Source organism: Chengkuizengella sp. SCS-71B, from assembly GCF_040100845.1.
In the GTDB taxonomy this organism is placed as follows: domain Bacteria; phylum Bacillota; class Bacilli; order Paenibacillales; family KCTC-33759; genus Chengkuizengella.
In genome coordinates this window covers 1,904,523-1,923,025 of record NZ_JAZHSH010000001.1, presented here as the reverse complement: position 1 = coordinate 1,923,025, position 18,503 = coordinate 1,904,523, and the positions used below count along the sequence as shown (strand labels likewise).

Annotated in this window: 18 protein-coding genes and 1 pseudogene; 4 read left to right on the top strand and 15 right to left on the bottom strand. The window is 32.9% G+C overall.

Annotation, left to right across the window (positions count from 1 at the left end):
* Positions 1–46 precede the first annotated feature (46 nt).
* From VQL36_RS09465 to VQL36_RS09440, 6 genes and pseudogenes are all read right to left on the bottom strand, one after another.
* Complete coding sequence (locus VQL36_RS09465; protein ID WP_349249073.1) at positions 47–664, bottom strand: hypothetical protein; 618 nt, start codon at positions 662–664, stop codon at positions 47–49.
* Between the two features lie 30 nt (positions 665–694).
* Positions 695–1,234 (bottom strand): hypothetical protein, encoded by a 540-nt coding sequence (locus VQL36_RS09460; protein ID WP_349249072.1) that lies wholly within the window; start codon positions 1,232–1,234, stop codon positions 695–697.
* A gap of 146 nt (positions 1,235–1,380) precedes the next feature.
* Positions 1,381–1,770: a hypothetical protein gene (locus tag VQL36_RS09455; RefSeq protein ID WP_349249071.1), complete on the bottom strand. Its 390-nt coding sequence runs from the start codon at positions 1,768–1,770 to the stop codon at positions 1,381–1,383.
* 166 nt (positions 1,771–1,936) lie between these two features.
* Positions 1,937–2,560, bottom strand: a complete 624-nt coding sequence (locus VQL36_RS09450; RefSeq protein ID WP_349249070.1) for a YdbC family protein — start codon at positions 2,558–2,560, stop codon at positions 1,937–1,939.
* 668 nt (positions 2,561–3,228) lie between these two features.
* Positions 3,229–3,444 (bottom strand): annotated as a pseudogene (locus VQL36_RS09445) (barstar family protein); the annotation flags it as partial.
* 12 nt (positions 3,445–3,456) lie between these two features.
* On the bottom strand, positions 3,457–3,780 hold the full coding sequence (locus tag VQL36_RS09440; RefSeq protein ID WP_349249069.1) for a DUF6881 domain-containing protein: 324 nt from the start codon (positions 3,778–3,780) through the stop codon (positions 3,457–3,459).
* 1,348 nt (positions 3,781–5,128) lie between these two features.
* On the opposite strand from VQL36_RS09440, the gene VQL36_RS09435 reads away from it, so the two are divergent.
* Positions 5,129–6,013, top strand: a complete 885-nt coding sequence (locus VQL36_RS09435) for an NAD(P)-dependent oxidoreductase (RefSeq protein ID WP_349249068.1) — start codon at positions 5,129–5,131, stop codon at positions 6,011–6,013.
* Between the two features lie 74 nt (positions 6,014–6,087).
* Here VQL36_RS09435 and VQL36_RS09430 read toward each other — a convergent pair whose 3' ends face one another.
* Positions 6,088–6,465, bottom strand: a complete 378-nt coding sequence (locus VQL36_RS09430) for a DUF1499 domain-containing protein (RefSeq protein ID WP_349249067.1) — start codon at positions 6,463–6,465, stop codon at positions 6,088–6,090.
* Positions 6,466–6,471: 6 nt separating this feature from the next.
* Positions 6,472–7,404 (bottom strand): alpha/beta fold hydrolase, encoded by a 933-nt coding sequence (locus tag VQL36_RS09425; RefSeq protein ID WP_349249066.1) that lies wholly within the window; start codon positions 7,402–7,404, stop codon positions 6,472–6,474.
* Positions 7,405–7,754: 350 nt separating this feature from the next.
* Here VQL36_RS09425 and VQL36_RS09420 point away from each other — a divergent pair, with 350 nt between their 5' ends.
* From VQL36_RS09420 to VQL36_RS09410, 3 genes are all read left to right on the top strand, one after another.
* Complete coding sequence (locus VQL36_RS09420) at positions 7,755–8,681, top strand: stalk domain-containing protein (RefSeq protein WP_349249065.1); 927 nt, start codon at positions 7,755–7,757, stop codon at positions 8,679–8,681.
* A 212-nt stretch (positions 8,682–8,893) separates the two neighbouring features.
* Positions 8,894–9,403 carry a hypothetical protein gene (locus tag VQL36_RS09415; protein WP_349249064.1) on the top strand — a complete coding sequence of 170 codons (510 nt, stop codon included), beginning with the start codon at positions 8,894–8,896 and terminating at the stop codon, positions 9,401–9,403.
* Between the two features lie 36 nt (positions 9,404–9,439).
* A complete protein-coding gene (locus VQL36_RS09410) occupies positions 9,440–9,577 on the top strand; it encodes a hypothetical protein (RefSeq protein ID WP_349249063.1) in 138 nt (45 codons plus the stop codon).
* A gap of 106 nt (positions 9,578–9,683) precedes the next feature.
* Here the strand turns inward: VQL36_RS09410 and VQL36_RS09405 are convergent, their stop codons facing one another.
* From VQL36_RS09405 to VQL36_RS09375, 7 genes are all read right to left on the bottom strand, one after another.
* Positions 9,684–10,646 carry an ABC transporter permease gene (locus VQL36_RS09405; RefSeq protein ID WP_349249062.1) on the bottom strand — a complete coding sequence of 321 codons (963 nt, stop codon included), beginning with the start codon at positions 10,644–10,646 and terminating at the stop codon, positions 9,684–9,686.
* 1 nt (position 10,647) lies between these two features.
* Positions 10,648–11,718, bottom strand: a complete 1,071-nt coding sequence (locus tag VQL36_RS09400; RefSeq protein ID WP_349249061.1) for an ABC transporter permease — start codon at positions 11,716–11,718, stop codon at positions 10,648–10,650.
* On the bottom strand, positions 11,715–13,253 hold the full coding sequence (locus VQL36_RS09395; protein WP_413789498.1) for an ABC transporter ATP-binding protein: 1,539 nt from the start codon (positions 13,251–13,253) through the stop codon (positions 11,715–11,717). Before VQL36_RS09395 ends, VQL36_RS09400 begins: the two co-directional genes overlap by 4 nt.
* Positions 13,254–13,281: 28 nt before the next feature.
* Positions 13,282–14,304 (bottom strand): BMP family ABC transporter substrate-binding protein, encoded by a 1,023-nt coding sequence (locus tag VQL36_RS09390; protein ID WP_349249060.1) that lies wholly within the window; start codon positions 14,302–14,304, stop codon positions 13,282–13,284.
* A gap of 355 nt (positions 14,305–14,659) precedes the next feature.
* On the bottom strand, positions 14,660–14,959 hold the full coding sequence (locus VQL36_RS09385) for a hypothetical protein (RefSeq protein ID WP_349249059.1): 300 nt from the start codon (positions 14,957–14,959) through the stop codon (positions 14,660–14,662).
* A 146-nt stretch (positions 14,960–15,105) separates the two neighbouring features.
* Positions 15,106–17,412 carry a thiamine pyrophosphate-dependent enzyme gene (locus VQL36_RS09380; protein WP_349249058.1) on the bottom strand — a complete coding sequence of 769 codons (2,307 nt, stop codon included), beginning with the start codon at positions 17,410–17,412 and terminating at the stop codon, positions 15,106–15,108.
* A 27-nt stretch (positions 17,413–17,439) separates the two neighbouring features.
* Positions 17,440–18,444, bottom strand: coding sequence for a 2-oxoacid:acceptor oxidoreductase family protein (locus tag VQL36_RS09375; RefSeq protein WP_349249057.1), 1,005 nt, complete (start codon positions 18,442–18,444; stop codon positions 17,440–17,442).
* Positions 18,445–18,503: the final 59 nt, after the last annotated feature.

Sequence of the window (18,503 nt, the reverse complement as noted above, 5' to 3'; positions counted from 1 at the left end):
TTCAATATTTTTATTGATCTAATTCATTTTTAAATTTAAATTCTATCTACACTCGGTCTGAACGAATCCATCTCATCTCATTAATTTCAAGTAACTGTTTAAACTCTTCAACTAGGTCATGCTTGTTTTTTAAGTTATTCCAATACTCTGCGGATAAAATATATTCTAATTTTGTAATAACTTCATCAGGTATATTAAATAATTTAAAGAACTCAACGTTCTTATTTTCTAATTGCTCTTCTATTTTTCTAAGATATTCAGGATTATCTTTTACTTCGAATAGTAACTTATTATAAAGCTCTTTTGCGTTTGGTTCGATGTAAAGAAGCTCCATTATATCTTCATCAGGATGCCTTTCCTCAGCTAACCTTACTACTGCAGTATTTTCTTCTTCATACGAAAAAGAGATATTGGCAACTATTTTTCCTTGTAAGATAATATAATATCCCCAACAATGATCCTCGAAATTAAAAAAATAGAGAATTGGAAATTCTTTTGAAATTTCAAATACACTTTCAGGTACAATATCACTCACACTTGTATCATTAGTGATAAACACAATCCAGTTATCATTTATCTCTTGAACAGAAGTAACAGTTGAATGTTGCTCCACTTTTTGCATGCTTTTCTTTAATGCTAAACTTCCTGCTGTAAATTCACTCATATCATGGTTCTCCCTATTATGTTTTCTAGATTAACCCTTTTTAAAATCTCTAAAATCATCAATCAAATAACCATGTTCATATCCATGAAACTCTTCAAATTCATTCTCCTTCTCAATAATTACATCAATAGATGGACTAGGTGGACCCAGTCGTCTATACATATAACTTTTTACATCTACCATTGTTTTGCCATCCATTACGAAGCCATCACATTCATAAATTTCTGGTACATACAAAGGAGTTTCAAATAAATGAGAGAGTTCATAACATATTCTTCTTAACTTAAATTGAATATGCTCATTTGTAATAAATTGCTTCCATCTATATCCAGGATATAAAACACAAAGATTTTTACCAAATGTAATATCCAGATCATTGGGACCAACTAAATCAATAAATAATTCCCTATTAAATACCAACTCTAAATCTGTATCCACCCAACGCCATTTATCTGTAGTATTATCATTTATTTGTTGAAGGGTTTTATTTTCATTCAAAATGGCAGGTAACTTTATTATCTCACTTAATTTATATGAATGTGTAAATATAGCTTGAAAGTCCACTCCCATGATTCTGCCTCCTTTTGTCAACTATTCTTCAAAATAATTAATAATCCATATCATCAGTATAAGGATTTGCATATAAATCAAACAAATGTTTTAATAAAACCATTGTACAACATGTGTTGCGATAAAATCACTCTTTTATCTAATCGTTATTTAACAGTTAGTTCCTCAGAGCTTCCGTCCATATTTTCTAAAATGATATTATTAATAAATGTATCAAAAGAAACAATATCCTCTTTTGACATATCTTCTGTATTGATAAGTAAGAACCCTTTTAAATTGTAATGATATTCATCCATCTTTAAGATCTCTATATTAGTTTCCATTAATCGATTCTTAATTTCATTTACAATATCTAATTTTACAGTTTTAATTTTTTGTGATGAGTTAACGATGAAAGAAAATGATAACTTTTGGATATCTTCATTTTCATATGATAAAGACATAGTTTGATCTACAATCCCAATAGACCGTTCTTCTTCTGCACATGCCGTTAAAAGTATTATTAATATCAAAACCCAAATACTCTTATTTTTCATACTTGCACACCCCTTTACCAACTATTGATACATACTATCTATACGATAAAATCACACCTTTATCTAGTGAATCAAACTATCTATTTTCTGATATTTTGATTTTCTTCATTGGTATTATACACATCGTTAATATCAATCTTTCCTACTATTGATTTTGAAAAATTTTTCAAATAACACTCCAATTGTCATCTAAATTTAATACTGTTCCATTAATTTTAATTAAGTCATCTTCTAATTTAGAATTTTCAACTAATAAGGGCAGGGTTCGTTCAACATACAATTGATGTGCTTCTACACTCCCCCATAATGAAACAATTAAGTATTTATGTTGGTCGTTTATACAAAAAACACCTGCTAGCATTTCCTGATATTTAGACATTTCTTCATTCCATATATCTTTTTGCATTTTTTCAAAGTGTTCTTGTTTATCTTCTTTAACAACACAATTTGCAACCCGAATAATTTTAGCTTCTTTTAAAAACTTCGTAATTTGGTAATTATTAATATTAAATTTCTTATCATATATCTCTATTAAAATACGTTCATAGGTATCTTTTTGTTTTCCTTCTTTAAAAATCTTATCATGCTCTTGATCCATGAATTTATGATAAGATAATTGATCTCTCCAAAAAGATATAATCCCTGCTCTTGAAGATGTATTTAAGTCCCAGCCACCAATTTGACCTAAAAACCCGTCTATATTAGCCAGTGAGCCCCATTTCTCTTGAGCATTAGAAAAGTCTACTTTTTTATTTTTAGGTACATCACATACAATCCATTTAATTAACATTATATCACCCTCTACAGACCTAGTTATGCTATTATTCATTAATTCTTCATGAAAAAGATTTTAATTTCGAGATAAACCTAGTCTCGTTAATTCAAAAAACCTAAATTAAACTGATATCATTTAGAATCTCTTATAACTTTAAAACACAAGCTCGATAAAATAAATGAAAGTACTATTATTATTGGTGTTACAAAAAACATTCCTATTAAGTTAGTTTTATAATTCAACGGCACAAAAGTCTCCCATAATTCACCCATTATTCTCCATAAAACAATAAAAATACCTACGGTTAAGCCAAAATAAATTATTTTTTCTAACACTTGTTTCATCTTATATAATCCTTTCCTCATGTAAGATACTGAGTTGTAACTTGAATAAAAAATAAAATCCTTCTTCAACTATCTCTTTAACAGAATACTTTTATTAACATTAACAATTCAATGACTGTTAACATCACTCTATAATTTTGCCCTTTAGCTTAACAATAATTATTTAAAATTTCAATAAACTGAACACTCCAAAAAATGGATTAATCACTCTTCTCTTATAGGAAATATACCATAGTATATAACATGTCGTTATTCCACAATATGACCTTAAAATGTAAAAAGCACACTTCTTCTAGAAGTGTACCATAAAGCTTTCATTATTAAAGAACACATAACATATTAATGAAATAAGACGTTGCAAGGAAAGCCTTCTAACTCTTGATTATAATCATTAAGGTAATCCTTTAATATTTTTGATTCGGGAGGTAGATTCTTCTCAAATAGGTTCCAACCGTAAAATATCAGCATATTAGGCATTTTAATAAGACCAGTAATTGCATCCCAGAAAGCGTCCCAGTTTTCGCCGTAGAAATCAGGAAAATCAAGTTTTTCTTTAAGTGTTTTATGTTATTTCTTTTCAATCATAATGTTAGAAACATCAATTTCAACTACCTTATAATTTTCTTTAGCATTCCAAATTCGCGTAAAATCGTTCTTACTAATGTATTTGGGTTTAAATTTCTTATTTAAAGCTATATTATGAATTTCTGGTATAGAATCGACAGAAAGCCTTGTATCATGAATCTCAGTTTTATTTATTGCATATCCAGCTTTACCATCTTTATATATTTCAATTTTCCTTTGTTCAAATCGATTTTCATCAAGTTCTGAAATAAGAACTATAGGTTCATCAAGAAATTTATGCATCCATTCCACATATAAATACTTCATTTTTTATATCCTTTATTAAATTCTCTAATTTCTTTTTGTAAAAATGATAAAAACTCTTCATTATTTTCCAACAATACGTCTATATTATAGTTCATTCTCCTTCTCCCCATAATTAATTTATATTATATCGTTACTTCAGACAATTATATGACCAATATCTTATAGGACAATTAATAAAATCTAATGACATGAAGTTTATTTCAACCTTATGATAATAGGCTATATTTGGACTACCAATTAAAAATAAATCTTCTCCATTAAAATTTTTAAATTCAAATTGATCTATACCATGCTCAATTATATATTCTTGAAGTTCTTTTATGTTATCATTTCTATCTTTCTCTTATGTCTTTTCCAACCCCGAATTTTCTTCTTTTTTGAGTTATAAAACTCTCTCATTAACACACATCATTTATAATTGTAAAAACACTTAAATCTGTATCTTTGAATTACACAAAGATCAACTACCTGACTCATCTAAATCAATTTTACTATTTTTTGATAAAATGTGTTAATTATCTTATTTCAATAAAATAATACTTTTATCTGAGATTTTCATTTTATACCTCCTAAAAATAATACAATGGTGGTTATATATGACCATTGCTAGTTGATTATTATTCAAATGTGAAGACAGTTCAATTACTCTTGCAATCAATTTCATTCGCTTCTAAGTTTCGTCACGATCTTCGATATATTTACGACCAATGTTTCTAATCAATTGTTCTATACAATTCCTTTTTCGAACTAAATAAAAAGATGCTTTCCCTGTCATGTTGTAGGAAAACACTAGTTAACTTTACTTACATCATAATGACCATCTATATAGGTTCTTTTATCAAAAAGACTTAATAAATTTTTTCTAATGCATTCTTATATCTATTCTTTATATTTTTATACATTTCCCCCCTAATATTAGCCTGTGTGTAGTAATTATTCCATCGTGAAAAACAACATATATTCCACTTTTATTCTATTCAAACCAACAATTGTAAAAACTCATTTGCGATAGGCTGACATTCTTGTAATGACATCTAATGATCATATATGAGTAGGTCATATCACCATTTTACATTTTATAAGCTTTTTATAGGCGAAAGTCTTATACAAAGAGGACGTTCTTTACATATGATGGTGTATAGAGTTTGTTGGATCCTTGAGTATAATTTTTTTTATGGGTTACATCTACAAGATTAGATAACCAAACTAACGAACAAATGAAAATCATCGGTTCGGCAAACTCTTTTATGATTTTGTAATAGGAACAATCTTGTCAAAAATATAGTTAAAGAATATACTAATACAAATTAATAAAATTTAAAACTTATTTGTAGAAAAAGGAGAAGTTATGAACAATGTAAAAAACACTCTAACGATCGGGTTTATTGGCATAGGTGTTATGGGAAAAAGCATGGCAGGTCATCTGTTGAAAGCAGGCTATAACTTACATATTTATACTAGAACGAAAGATAAAGCTGCTGATCTCATAAGTCAAGGTGCAACTTGGAAAAACTCAGTGATAGAATTAACTAGACAAGCCGATGTGATTATTACAATGATTGGATATCCCCAAGATGTAGAATCTATTTATTTAGGTCCTAACGGAATTATTTCTAATGCTAATAAAGGTACTTATCTAATCGACATGACTACATCTACACCTACATTAGCCAAAAAAATAGCTCAACATGCTAAGGAAAAGGGCCTGTTTTCTTTAGATGCACCTGTTTCAGGCGGTGATATTGGAGCAAGAGATGCTCGTTTAACGATTATGGTAGGAGGAGAAGCAAAAGCCTTTGAGGTTTGTAAACCGATACTTGAAAAAATGGGAGCAAACATCATTCTACAAGGAGAAGCAGGAGCAGGACAACATACAAAAATGTGTAACCAAATCGCTATAGCCACCAATATGATCGGGATTTGTGAAGCCATTGCATATGCGCGAACATCTGGACTTGATCCAGAAAAGGTACTGCAGAGTATTTCCACTGGGGCAGCAGGAAGTTGGTCTTTAAGCAATTTAGCTCCAAGGATCATCAAAGAGGATTTTGAACCTGGTTTTTTTGTAAAACATTTTATTAAAGATATGGGAATTGCATTACAAGAAGCATCAGCTATGGGAATGGAAATGCCTGGACTCAAATTAGCAAAACAATTATACGATGAGCTTGCTAGTTTAGGTGAAGAAGATCGTGGAACACAAGCATTATATAAACTATGGGAAAAAAAATAACTTAATCAATAGGAGCCCCTGCTTATCTTTATTTATGGGGGCTTTTATATTGTCATCTTTGTTGAATTCTCATTTTAAACAAGAAATTTTTTTGTAATTTCAATCATACGTTTTCGATTCACACCCATATCAGAATAACCCATTCGTGAAGCTGAACGGAAATGAATCACCTTTTCTTGTTCGTCAAGGTAGAACTCAACATCGTCTACAAAACGAAATAATTTTGTTGTGAAGGTTACATGTAAGTAATTATTATCCTGAATCACAACTTTCGTTCTTGGCATTTTTTCAACAACTTTTATTATTTTATCCATTGCCTTCTTATTAGAAATCGTAAAAGGAACAGGCTCCAACTTTTTCGATTCGTCCATTGTCTGAGTCGATACACAATTGGGGGAATTTGGACATTCGGCTAATTTCCCATCTTTAACTCCAAGTTTAACTTTAGGCATTATATATTACCTCTCTTTATTTAATCTTTCCTGAAACCAAAATATAATATCATGAGTCACTTCATCAAAATTCAATTCACTCAATAATTCATGTCTGGCATCCTTATATATTTTATAAGAAATATCTTTTACTCCTGAATTTTGATATAAACTGACCACTTTTTTTATGTCCTTTCCAAAATTACCTAATGGATCTTTATCACCACTTATAAAATATATTGGCAAATTCTTAGGAGTTTGTTGAATATTCTCCATTCGATGCAGCTCCTGCACTCCGAATAACATATCATAATAAAAACTTGCTGTACACACACCCCCTGTGAAAGGGTCTTCAACGTATTTATCAACTTCATTTTCATCTCTTGAAATCCAATCAAATTCTGTCCGATTTGGATGAAAGCTTTTATTAAATCTGCCAAATATCAGTTTATTCATTCTTGGGCTTCTTCCGCGTGTTCCCTTTCTTTTCACCTCATATTTAACAATATGTACTCCTAGTTTACCTAATAATCCTCCATCTCCCCCACTTCCAGATAAAATTACACCATCTAATCCTTTACCATAAAGTTGGATGTATCTTCTAGTTAAAAAAGAACCCATACTATGACCAAATATAAAAACAGGTAAGTCTGGATATTTATCTTTAATCATCAAATTTAAAGTATGCATATCTTCTACTACTAACTTCCAGCCATCTTTTTCAGCAAAAAATCCCAGGTCTTCTTTATTAACTGCTGTTTTTCCATGACCTCGATGATCATTCCCTAAAACAGCATAGCCTTCATTAACCAGTGTATTAGCAAAACGATCATACCTTTCAATGTGTTCGGCCATCCCATGTGAAATTTGAACTACCGCTTTTGGTTCTGTTTCTGGTATCCAACACTTCACATGAAAAAATGAATCATTTGATTGAAGTGACAAAACCTCTGTTTTCATTTCTTTGAACTCCTTCCATATTGATCCTTTTTAATAAAATATAGTACTTATTACTTTTTTTCAAAATCCTGAAATGTAATCAATAATATGTATATTGATTCTATATTTTACAAGTTAATTGCAACTTCATTTTACTATTACGAATGTTATACTAGTTATATAGTTAACATACATAAAGATTGATTTATACACTTATCATATTCAATTACATAACAATTTAGTGAGATATCACCGAAACCTATATCATTTTGGTATATTTTGATAATATCATTTTCAGATGAACAAAGATACATTGTCTAATCAAATATTATGTATGTTCCTATAATAAAACATGAATAGGAGTTTACAAGATGATTAAAAAGTTTAAGTTTGTACTCATAATACTATTGTCATCATTAATCATGCCTTCGTCTTCACTTGCAGTCACAAATATCTCAGTCATTGTAGATGGAGAAAAAGTGAATTTCCCAGATTCAGAACCTATTATTGATGGGAATAGAGTATTAATTCCACTTCGAGGTGTTTTTGAAAAAATAGGAGCAAAAGTAGATTGGGATAACAATTCGGCAACCATTACTTCAACATTACATAGAGGAAATGAACAAAAAGTAGTGATTATGAAAATTGATTCTAAATTTGTTCATCAAATGGATCAAAACTCTGGGTCAAAGAGTAAAATTTCTAAAATAGATACAACGGCTAAATTAATAGGCAGCCGAACTTTGATACCTTTAAGAGCAGCAGGAGAAGCATTCGGATATGAAGTTTCATGGGATGAGAAGCGTTCAACAGTCATAATGGATAAAGGTGATACCTTAACCTCTAAAGAATCCAGCTTCCAACAATATGAATATATCCAAAGTGATACATATATTCCAGATGAATTTGAATTTGAAGTATTTTTCTTAACAAATGAGCAAAGAGTAAATAATAAACTAACTCCTTTAACATTAAATGCGAATATTAGCAATGTAGCAAATATTAAATCTAAAGATATGCTTATTAATCAATACTTTGATCATATTTCTCCGACCTATGGATCACCATTTGATATGATGAAATCCTTTGGCTTGAATTATCGTGCAGCTGCAGAAAATATTGCTGCTGGTCAAAACACTCCTGAAAAGGTAGTGAATGGGTGGATGAACAGTTCCGGACATAGAGCAAATATATTATCAAGCAATTATACTCAAATCGGTGTAGGGTATTATTATGGTTCTAATAGCAACTATAGACATTATTGGACTCAACAATTTTTGACTCCTTTCTCTTCATAAACTTTGTTAATGCGTATCATCAAGAGGCTTAGACAAAACCCAATTAAAATGAATAAACCGTATGAAATCAAATTTATAAACATTGATTCATGCGGTTTTATTTATGCGTACTGTACAAAAAATCAACAATGAGTATTTTTTAAACCTAATAATTGAAAACACTTGCTTTTTTATGCATTTCATATATCATTTTAAATAAAATACTTATGAACATGGGTGAGAATGTGAAAATAGCGGAAAAAAATTTAATTGAACTTTTTGAAACAGCAAAATCTAAACCTGAATATGATTTTGTCAGAGCACAAATGAAAGAAAAAGGGTATTCCGGCTTTAGTCATTTTTTGTACTGGATGAAAGATCAGCTTAAATCCTATGATGATACAAATATATCTGAAGCTACAAAATTGCTTAATAAAGCTAAAACTATATTTCCAAATCCAAAACAATTTAGTCCTTCTTGGGCGAATATTTGGCCTCAGCTAGAACAAATTGTGCAATATAAAAATGAAGTATTGAAACAGATTCCAATTAACAATCGAACTGGAGAATGGCAAGTGATAATGGATAATCCATACACAAATGAAGCTGTAGTATGTTATCCTGGACTTTCTTTTATAGAGGCAGCCTATCTTTATGGTTTCTTTCGGTTAGATTTAAAAAATAATGAGTATATTCGTTTGCAAAGAGTTGAGAACCTTGTTATATTTCAGGGGAGGAAATAGTCATTCTAAAATAAAACAACAAGAGGTTATAAAGACATGATAGATATACTTTGGACTTTATATCTAGCATTGCTTGGAACAGCAGCTATAGCATACCTAATAAAAAGAAATAAGAAAAAATGGTTTTCATATCTTGATTTTATCATTTCATTACAGTATGCATTTGCTAGTTAGTGTGAAAAAAGGCGAGAATTCCCACATTCAAGCATATGGGAATAACTTCGCCTTTTTTATTTGAAAATAAAATTAAAATAGAAAGTAATGATTGGATTGTTGAAAATTATCGACTTCCAAGCTCATAAGGTTTACCTAGGGCTGAAGGTGCATCTGCACGACCAATTAACCCTGCTAAGACTAAAATCGTAAGCACATATGGAAGAATGAATATAAAATCAACAGGAATATACTCCGTAATTCCAAACTGTTGTAGCACTGATCTTAATGCTGTTGCCATTCCAAAAAATAATGCAGCAAACATCGTTTTCGTTGGATGCCACTTACCAAAAATAAGAGCGGCTAAAGCAATAAATCCTTGTCCAGAAATCGTACTATGTGTAAAGTTATTTGTAGTCGTTAATACAATAGTTGCTCCACCCATTGCTGCTAAAGCACCACTGATCATTACTGCAATATAACGTGTTCTAAACACATTAATCCCCATCGTATCTGCAGCTCTTGGGTGTTCTCCAACAGCTCTTAATCTTAACCCAAATGGAGTTTTAAATAGTACTACATAAGAAACGACAACCACAATTAACATAATCACACTTGTAGGATAAGCTTTAAATAGAGCACCTACGGTTGAATGTTCACTAAGAAATGGTATTTCCCATTTATCAAAAGAAGATTTTATAGTTTTAGTTTGTGCAGAACCATCAAATAATACTTTAGTAAAGTAAATAGCAACTCCAATTGCTAAAAAGTTCAAAGCAATTCCACTAACAACTTGATCTGCATGGTATCTAATAGATGCAACCGCATGTGGTAATGAAAAGATGATACCAGCCACAATCGCACAAATAAACCCGATCCATGGTGAAATAGCACTGCCTCCTAAAGATTGATCCACAAAAAAGGTCACCACTGCACCTGTAAAAGCTCCTATGATCATAAGCCCTTCTAACGCAATGTTAACAACTCCGGAACGTTCAGAGAACATGCCTCCTATGGCTGCAAATACTAAAGCCGTAGAAAAAACAATGGTATTGTGCGTCAGATCAACAAATATTTTTAGCCAATCCATGTTATTGTTCCTCCTGTTTATTCACATTCAATGCATTCATTAGCCTTTTAAAAATTAACCTTGACGCTACAAAGTAAATAACAAGGGCAATGACAATATTGATTATTTCAAATGGGACACCTGCACCAAGTTTCATCCCTGTTGCTCCAAAAGTTAAAGTCCCTAATAAAAATGCACCGACGACTGAACCAAATGCTGCGTTTCCACCTAACAATGCAACAGCGATACCATCAAATCCATATCCCTGGAAGGCAGGCAATATGATCACATTATGAGTCACACCAAGTACTTCTACAGCACCGCCCAGTCCTGCGAACATCCCGCTAATAACCATTGCCTTTATTATATTGCTTTTTACGTTTATCCCTGCATATTCGGCAGCATGTGGATTGAGTCCAACGGAACGAAGCTCATATCCTTGTTTCATTTTCTGTAAAATCACATAAAATACTATCGCACAAAGAATGGCAATTAAAAAACCAAAATGTACACGAGCATTATTGAATATGTCTGTTAAAAATGAAAAGGACAACCATGAGCTTTGAGCTAGCGTTTCTGATTTTTGTTGACCTTTTTCTAACAAATGCGTACGGATTAAATAGTTTGACAAATATAAAGCAATCCAGTTTAGCATAATGGTAGTGATAACTTCATGTACTCCACGAGATGCCTTAAGAAAGCCTGCTATTCCACCCCATAATCCACCAACGATACCTCCAACAATAACAGCTAGTGGCATATGAATGATAGCTGGAAGGTCAAGCATGATACCTACGTAAGCGGCAGCTAGTGAACCCATAATGAACTGTCCCTCTGCACCAATGTTGAATAAACCTGTCCTAAATGCAAAAGCAACAGCTAGTCCAGTAAATATAAGTGGAGTAATTGTTCGAATCGTTTCACCAACACCATAAACACTACCAAATGCTTTATTAAAAAGTGCTTGATATGCCTCAAATGGGTTATAACCACCAAACATCATAATGATTGCTCCAATTATAAGCCCAGCAAACACTGAAATAAGAGGTATTATAATTGATTCTCTTAATAACCAACGTGATAATGTTTTCATTGTTCTTTACCTCTTTGGTTTATTTTTCCTCCTGACATCATCAATCCTAGTTCTTGTTCATTTGTTTCTTTTGGATCTACGATGCCAACGATATTTCCTTCATAAATAACTGCAATACGATCAGATACATTTAATAACTCATCCAATTCCAATGAGATTAACAAAACAGCTTTTCCTTTATCGCGTTGTTCGATGAGCTTTTTATGGATAAACTCAATTGCACCTACATCCAACCCTCTAGTTGGTTGACCTGCAATTAATAAATCTGGATCACTATCTACTTCTCTTGCAATAATTGCTTTTTGTTGGTTCCCTCCTGATAATGCCCTTGCTGGGGTATTATGACTAGGAGTACGAACATCAAATTGTTCAATTAAATCAATTGAATACTGATCGATTTCCTCAAATTTCAAGAATCCATTTTTATTAAAACGAGGATGATAATAATTTTTTAAAACCATATTTTCGCTCACAGAAAAATCAAGAACTAGGCCTCTTTTATGACGATCCTCTGGAATATGTCCGACTTTTGCCTCCGATATTTGTCTGGGATTAAGCGTCTGCAGACTGGAACCATGTAACGTAATTTCTCCAGAAGTTACTTTTCTTAACCCAGTTAGAACTTCTATCAGCTCACTTTGACCATTACCATCAACACCTGCAATCCCTAGTATTTCACCTGCATGAACTTGCAAAGAGAGTTCATTTAATGCTGGCAAACCTCTGTTATTTTTAGCATTGATTTTCTCTACGGAGAGAATTTTATCTTTAATCTGAGCCGGTTTCTTGTCTACTGAAAAACTTACCTTACGTCCAACCATTTTTGCAGCAAGTTCATCTGGGTTTGTACTTTCAACGGAAACACTATCGATCACTTTCCCACGTCTTATAATCGTCACATTGTCGGCAACTTCCATGATTTCTTTCAGTTTATGAGTGATTAAAATAATCGTTTTGCCTTCTTTAACTAGATTTCTGAAAATATTCATTAATTCCTCAATTTCTTGAGGTGTTAAAACTGCGGATGGTTCATCAAAGATTAGAATATCTGCTCCACGATATAAAGTTTTTAAAATCTCAACTCTTTGCTGCATCCCTACTGAAATATCTTTGATCGTTGCATGAGGATCAACATCTAAACCATATTGTTCTGATATTTCATTTATTTTTTTAATTGCTTTACTTTGATTAATGATAAGACCACTTTTGGGTTCAATGCCTAAAATAATATTTTGTGCAACTGTAAAAGGTTCAACCAGCATAAAATGCTGGTGAACCATTCCTATACCCAATTCATTTGCCATATTAGGGTTTGTAATTTCAACCTTGTTGCCGTTGATTAATATATCTCCCTCTTCTGGCTGATAAAGGCCAAATAAAACATTCATCAAAGTGGATTTTCCCGCACCATTTTCTCCTAGTAGAGCATGTATTTCACCATGCTTCACTTTAAAGCTAATGGAATCATTTGCTACGATACCAGGAAATCTTTTGGTAATCCCTCTCATTTCTACTGCTATGTTTTCTTTATTCACCTTCATCACCTAAATTAAATATTTTTTATTAAATTCCAGAAGGGACTACAATCTCACCATTAATAATTTTCTCTTTATAATCATTTACTGCTTTCATGATTTCTTCAGAAAGATTTGGATTTTCAGCTGGTAAACCAACACCATTTTCAGCTAAACCAAGCTCTCTGATTCCACCTTCGAAGTTACCTTCAGCGAAATCTCTAGATACTTGATATACAGCTTCATCAACATATTTCATCATAGAAGTTAATGTAACTTCATTTCCAAAAGTAATGGATTGGTCTTTATCTACTCCAATTACCCAAACACCAGAACGTTCACTAGCTTCACCAAATACTCCGTCACCTACACCGCCCGCAGCATGGAAGATAACGTCAACGCCATTGTCATACATTGTAGCAGCTGATGCTTTTCCTAAACCAGCATCTGTAAATGAACCAGTATATTCAATTACAACTTCAAGATCAGGATTTACAGCTTTTACACCTTCAACGAAACCAGTTTCAAACTTTTTAATTACTGGAATGTCCATTCCACCAACGAAACCAATTTTGTTTGTTTCTGTTGTCATTGCAGCAACAACACCTACTAAGAAAGAACCTTCATGTTCTTTAAATACAGTAGATACTACATTTGGAGCATCAACCACTGCATCAATGATACCAAAATTAGATTCAGGATTTTGTTCAGCAATAGTTTTAACCGCATCACCCATTAAAAACCCAATACCCCAAGTTAAATCCCATCCGTCGTTAACGAAATCATTTAAGTTTGGCTCAAAATCTCCTTCGCCTTGGCTTTCTATGTAGTTAACCTGAGCTCCAGCTTCTTCTAAGCGTTCCAAACCTTCCCAAGCACTTTCGTTAAATGAATTATCATTTACTCCACCAACGTCTGTAACCATACCAACTTTCACTTCATTCTCCAGTGGCTCATCTGTTGGTTCTTCAGTTGGTTTCTCACCTGTTTCTGACTCTTGAGTACACCCAATTAAAGCCATTGAAAACACTAATATCAAAATTAGTGACTTCAACATAAAATTCTTTTTCATTTTTTAAATCCCCCTTCTTTTTTTGCCTGACAAGTAATATGTATTTATTCAGCATGTCAGAATAGAAACCCTTTTTGTTATTTTATACCAAGGTTCAGTACAACATAAGGTTTCTATGAATATATATAGCATAGTTTATTGTAATCTCCAAGTTAATTTTAGTTAATTACAGTAGTATTTCGTTAAATAATTCCCAATAATAAACTTTTTATACAATCATCACCTTTCATAGTATAAATAGTCTAATAAATTAGGTAGTTCAAGATCAATTTTGTTAAATTTAAGTAATTTTCGAATTAACGCAAACTTCTATTGTAGCGTTCGCAATTATTAATTTTTTATACTGTTTCAGAACCTATTCGTCCTTTTTATTTTTTACTAATGGTAAATGTAATTTTTCATCAATAAATAATGATTTAGCACTGTCGTTATTTAATCTCACATTAAAAATTTTCAATTTCTGCTCACTTACTTCAAGATATGTCCATAATTCTGGATCACTTACTTGATGTTCTTTCAGAAATGCAGGAGCTTCTTCTTCTGCATCTTTGAGCTTATCCCAAAATTTTGTACCGTAATAAGGAAGCTGATAAATATTAATTAAAGTGCACGTGAAAATTTGAGAACTCTCCTTATGTTTCAATACAAAAGGCATATCCCATTCCTCCTAACAGATATGAAAGTGAAAGAGCACAATCTTTTATTATGATTGTGCCCTGAAGAATTTTATTACTGAAACCTTATTATTACTTCCAAAACTACTCTGTGATATTAGTCACAGTTTTGAAACGATGAATTACTTTATAAATAAGGGTTTTCATGTTTGGCTTTAAGTTTTTGCCAACGACGCTCAACTTCATCTTCAAAGGATTTATATGCTGTTTCGTATTCTGGTTTTGTCATATGTTTTGTTTTACCCATTGTTTTTAACCAGTCAGACAATGGAATCCGTTTGTTCTTAGCTTCAGGATCAAACGTAATTGATGTGATACCTCTCTCAATCTCATACAGAGGGAAGAAACATGAACCTACTGCTGCATCTATAATCGTTGCCCCTTCTTTTTCCTCAGATAACCAGTTTAATGGACAAGTAATTAGTATTTTACCATAAACTAATCCCTCATTTTGGGCGTACCATTGTGCTTTAGCAGCTTTCTTTACCAAGTCTTGAGGATAAGCTTCTGATCCAGTAAACACATAGGGAATATTTGTTGCTGCCATAATTTGAGCAGTATCTTTATGGTGGAATAATTTACCTCCTTGATGTTTACCTACGTTTGAAGTAGATGTTCTATGCCCTAAAGGAGTAGAATAAGATAATTGAGCTCCAGTGTTCATATAACCTTCATTATCATACTCTAAAATAATCATCTTATGATTACGTAATGCGGCACCAATAGCTGGTCCCATACCAATGTCCATACCGCCGTCACCAGTGATCATTACAAAGGTGAAATCATCTTGCAAGCCTAAATGATCAAGTTCTCCTCTACGTTTACGCTCCCAGAACATTTCTACAACACCTGATAACGTTGCAGCTCCATTTTGGAATAGATTATGAATATATGTTGCTTTATGGGCTGAGTAAGGATACCCAGTCGTTACAACCATCGCACAACCCGTATGGAATAATGCAACGATGTCCCCTTCAATTCCTTTAAAGAATAATTCTAAACCAGAGAATATACCACAGCCAGGACATGCTCCATGACCAGAAGCAATTCTTTTTGGTTTTTTTGTTAATTGACGTAATGGCGGAATTCGAACCTTTAAGTTACCAGCTTCTTCATCCTCCGTTACCTTAATTAGACCTGTATTTAGATCCTCATATTTCATAGGTTCGAGTACACGTTTAGGTGCTTTATCTGGATCCCCAGGCGTATGACCATGATAATCAAAAGGTACTTCTACCTTATCTTTTTCTACAGCATCAATCGCAAGCTGGAAGAATTCGTGCCCATCTTCAGCATAAAAATCTTTTCCGCCTAATCCATAAATACGACTGATTACTTTGGTAGTTGTGTTTCCGTAGGTGAATAAAGCGGCTTTAATTTCATTTACCATGTTTCCACCGTGAGCACCATAAGAATCAGCACGATCCCCTACGGTAATTGCCTTTACACTTTTTAATGCTTCAACAATTTGTTTTTGAGGAAATGGACGAATAATATTAGGAGCAATAGAACCGGCCTTTATCCCTTTTTCACGCAGCTGATCCACTACATCCTTTACAATTTCTGAAGATGAATTCATCAAAAATACTGCTACTTCAGCATCTTCCATACGATATAAATCTAAGACAGGGTATTCACGGCCTGTTAATTCTGCATATTCCTTTTGAATACGTTCATAAACATCCTCTGCTCTGTACATCGCTTCAGATTGTTGATAACAGTTATTAATATAGTCAGGTTCATTCATATAAGGCCCAACCGTAATAGGATTGTTACGATCTAAAGTATCTGGATATCCCTCAGGAGGCTTCTCCCCCACAAACTTAAGTACGTCTGAACGATCCTTCATCGTCATAACACGACGCTTTTGGTGGGAAGTAAAGTATCCATCTTGTGCAACCATAACAGGTAAACGGACCTCTGGATCTTCAGCAAGCTTAAGAGCAATAATATTCATATCATATACGGCTTGTGGGTCACGACACATCAATATCGGCCATCCTGTATTTAATGCATAATAAAGATCAGAATGATCACCATGAATATCAAGTGGACCTGAAACGGAACGACAGACCAAATTTAGAACCATTGGAAAACGAGTTCCAGATTGTACTGGCATCTGTTCTAACATATATAAATACCCATTTGCACTCGTTGCATTAAATACACGTCCTCCAGCAGAAGAGGCTCCGTAACAAACACCCGCTGAACCGTGTTCACCATCTGCAGGAATTAATACAATATCATGCTGTCCGCTTGTTTTCATTAAATCTAAAAATTGTGCAACCTCCGTTGAAGGAGAAATAGGGAAGTATCCCATGATATGATAGTTAATCTGATGTGCTGCATAAGCTGCCATTTCATTGCCTGATTCATAAACAACACGTTGTTCTACTTTATCCGTTGTTTTTTCATTATTCATTTCAATCGCCATCTAATTTCACCTCTTCACTATTCAATTTTATTTTGCTAGATTGTAAACATGTGGAACTCTATGCTCTTCAGCATACCCCTCTTCTTCACGGTGAGAAGATAGTGCTTCTGTCGGACATGCAGTTACACATTTTAAACAACCTTTACAATATTGATAATCTATTCCTTGAAGAAACATTTGAGGTCTACCTTTTTTATCTTGTTGCTCATCCCAAACGAAACAAAAATCTGGACATACATTATCACAAGAAGCACAATGTATACATGTATTCTCATCAAAATGAGGAAGCATTCCTGCTCTGGAAATACTTAAATCTTTTAAAATGCTGTTCCCTGGATTTGTAATTACACCGCCCATTGGTTGAGTTTCATAACCAAGTATAGGCTCATCACTTCTTGTAAAAGCAGGCATTTTTTCACCTTTAGATAATTCATAAGTTTTGAATTGAACCTCATTATATCCACGATCAAAAGTACGAATAGCTGGTGCAACAGCCTGTGGATACTTTTTACCTAATGACTTCTCAATGACATCGCGCATGATTTGTGGATCAAGAAACTCACATAGTCTGAATAATCCGCCAAGCATAGCCATATTTACACGATTTTTCTGTTCTAGTGCTATCCCCGTCGCATCAATCACAGCAATTGTCCCACCTGACATGTTAAAATTCTCCTTTAATTGATCAGGTGACTTATTTGAATTTACCAATACGATACTATCTTCATAAATTCCACTAATTACATTGATTGTTTTTGCCAATGCTTCGTGGAATACCCCAACTACATGAGGTCTCTCAACAGGTGTGGTATCGCGAATGTTCGCATTTATATCGCAAAAGCGGATATGTGCTTTTACAGGCGACCCTTTTTTCTCAGATCCATATGATGAGAAGCTAACCCCATTAAAACCTGCGCCAACAACTCCTGCTTCTGCAAGCATTTTTCCAGCTAGGTTAGCACCTAATCCCCCTATGGACTCCAAACGAATCTCAAAAAAACCTAATTCGTTAACTTTTGGAAGTGAATTCATCCATTTATCCCCTTTCTCCCATGTCATCATGTTCATCATTTTCAATGATTAGTTATCGA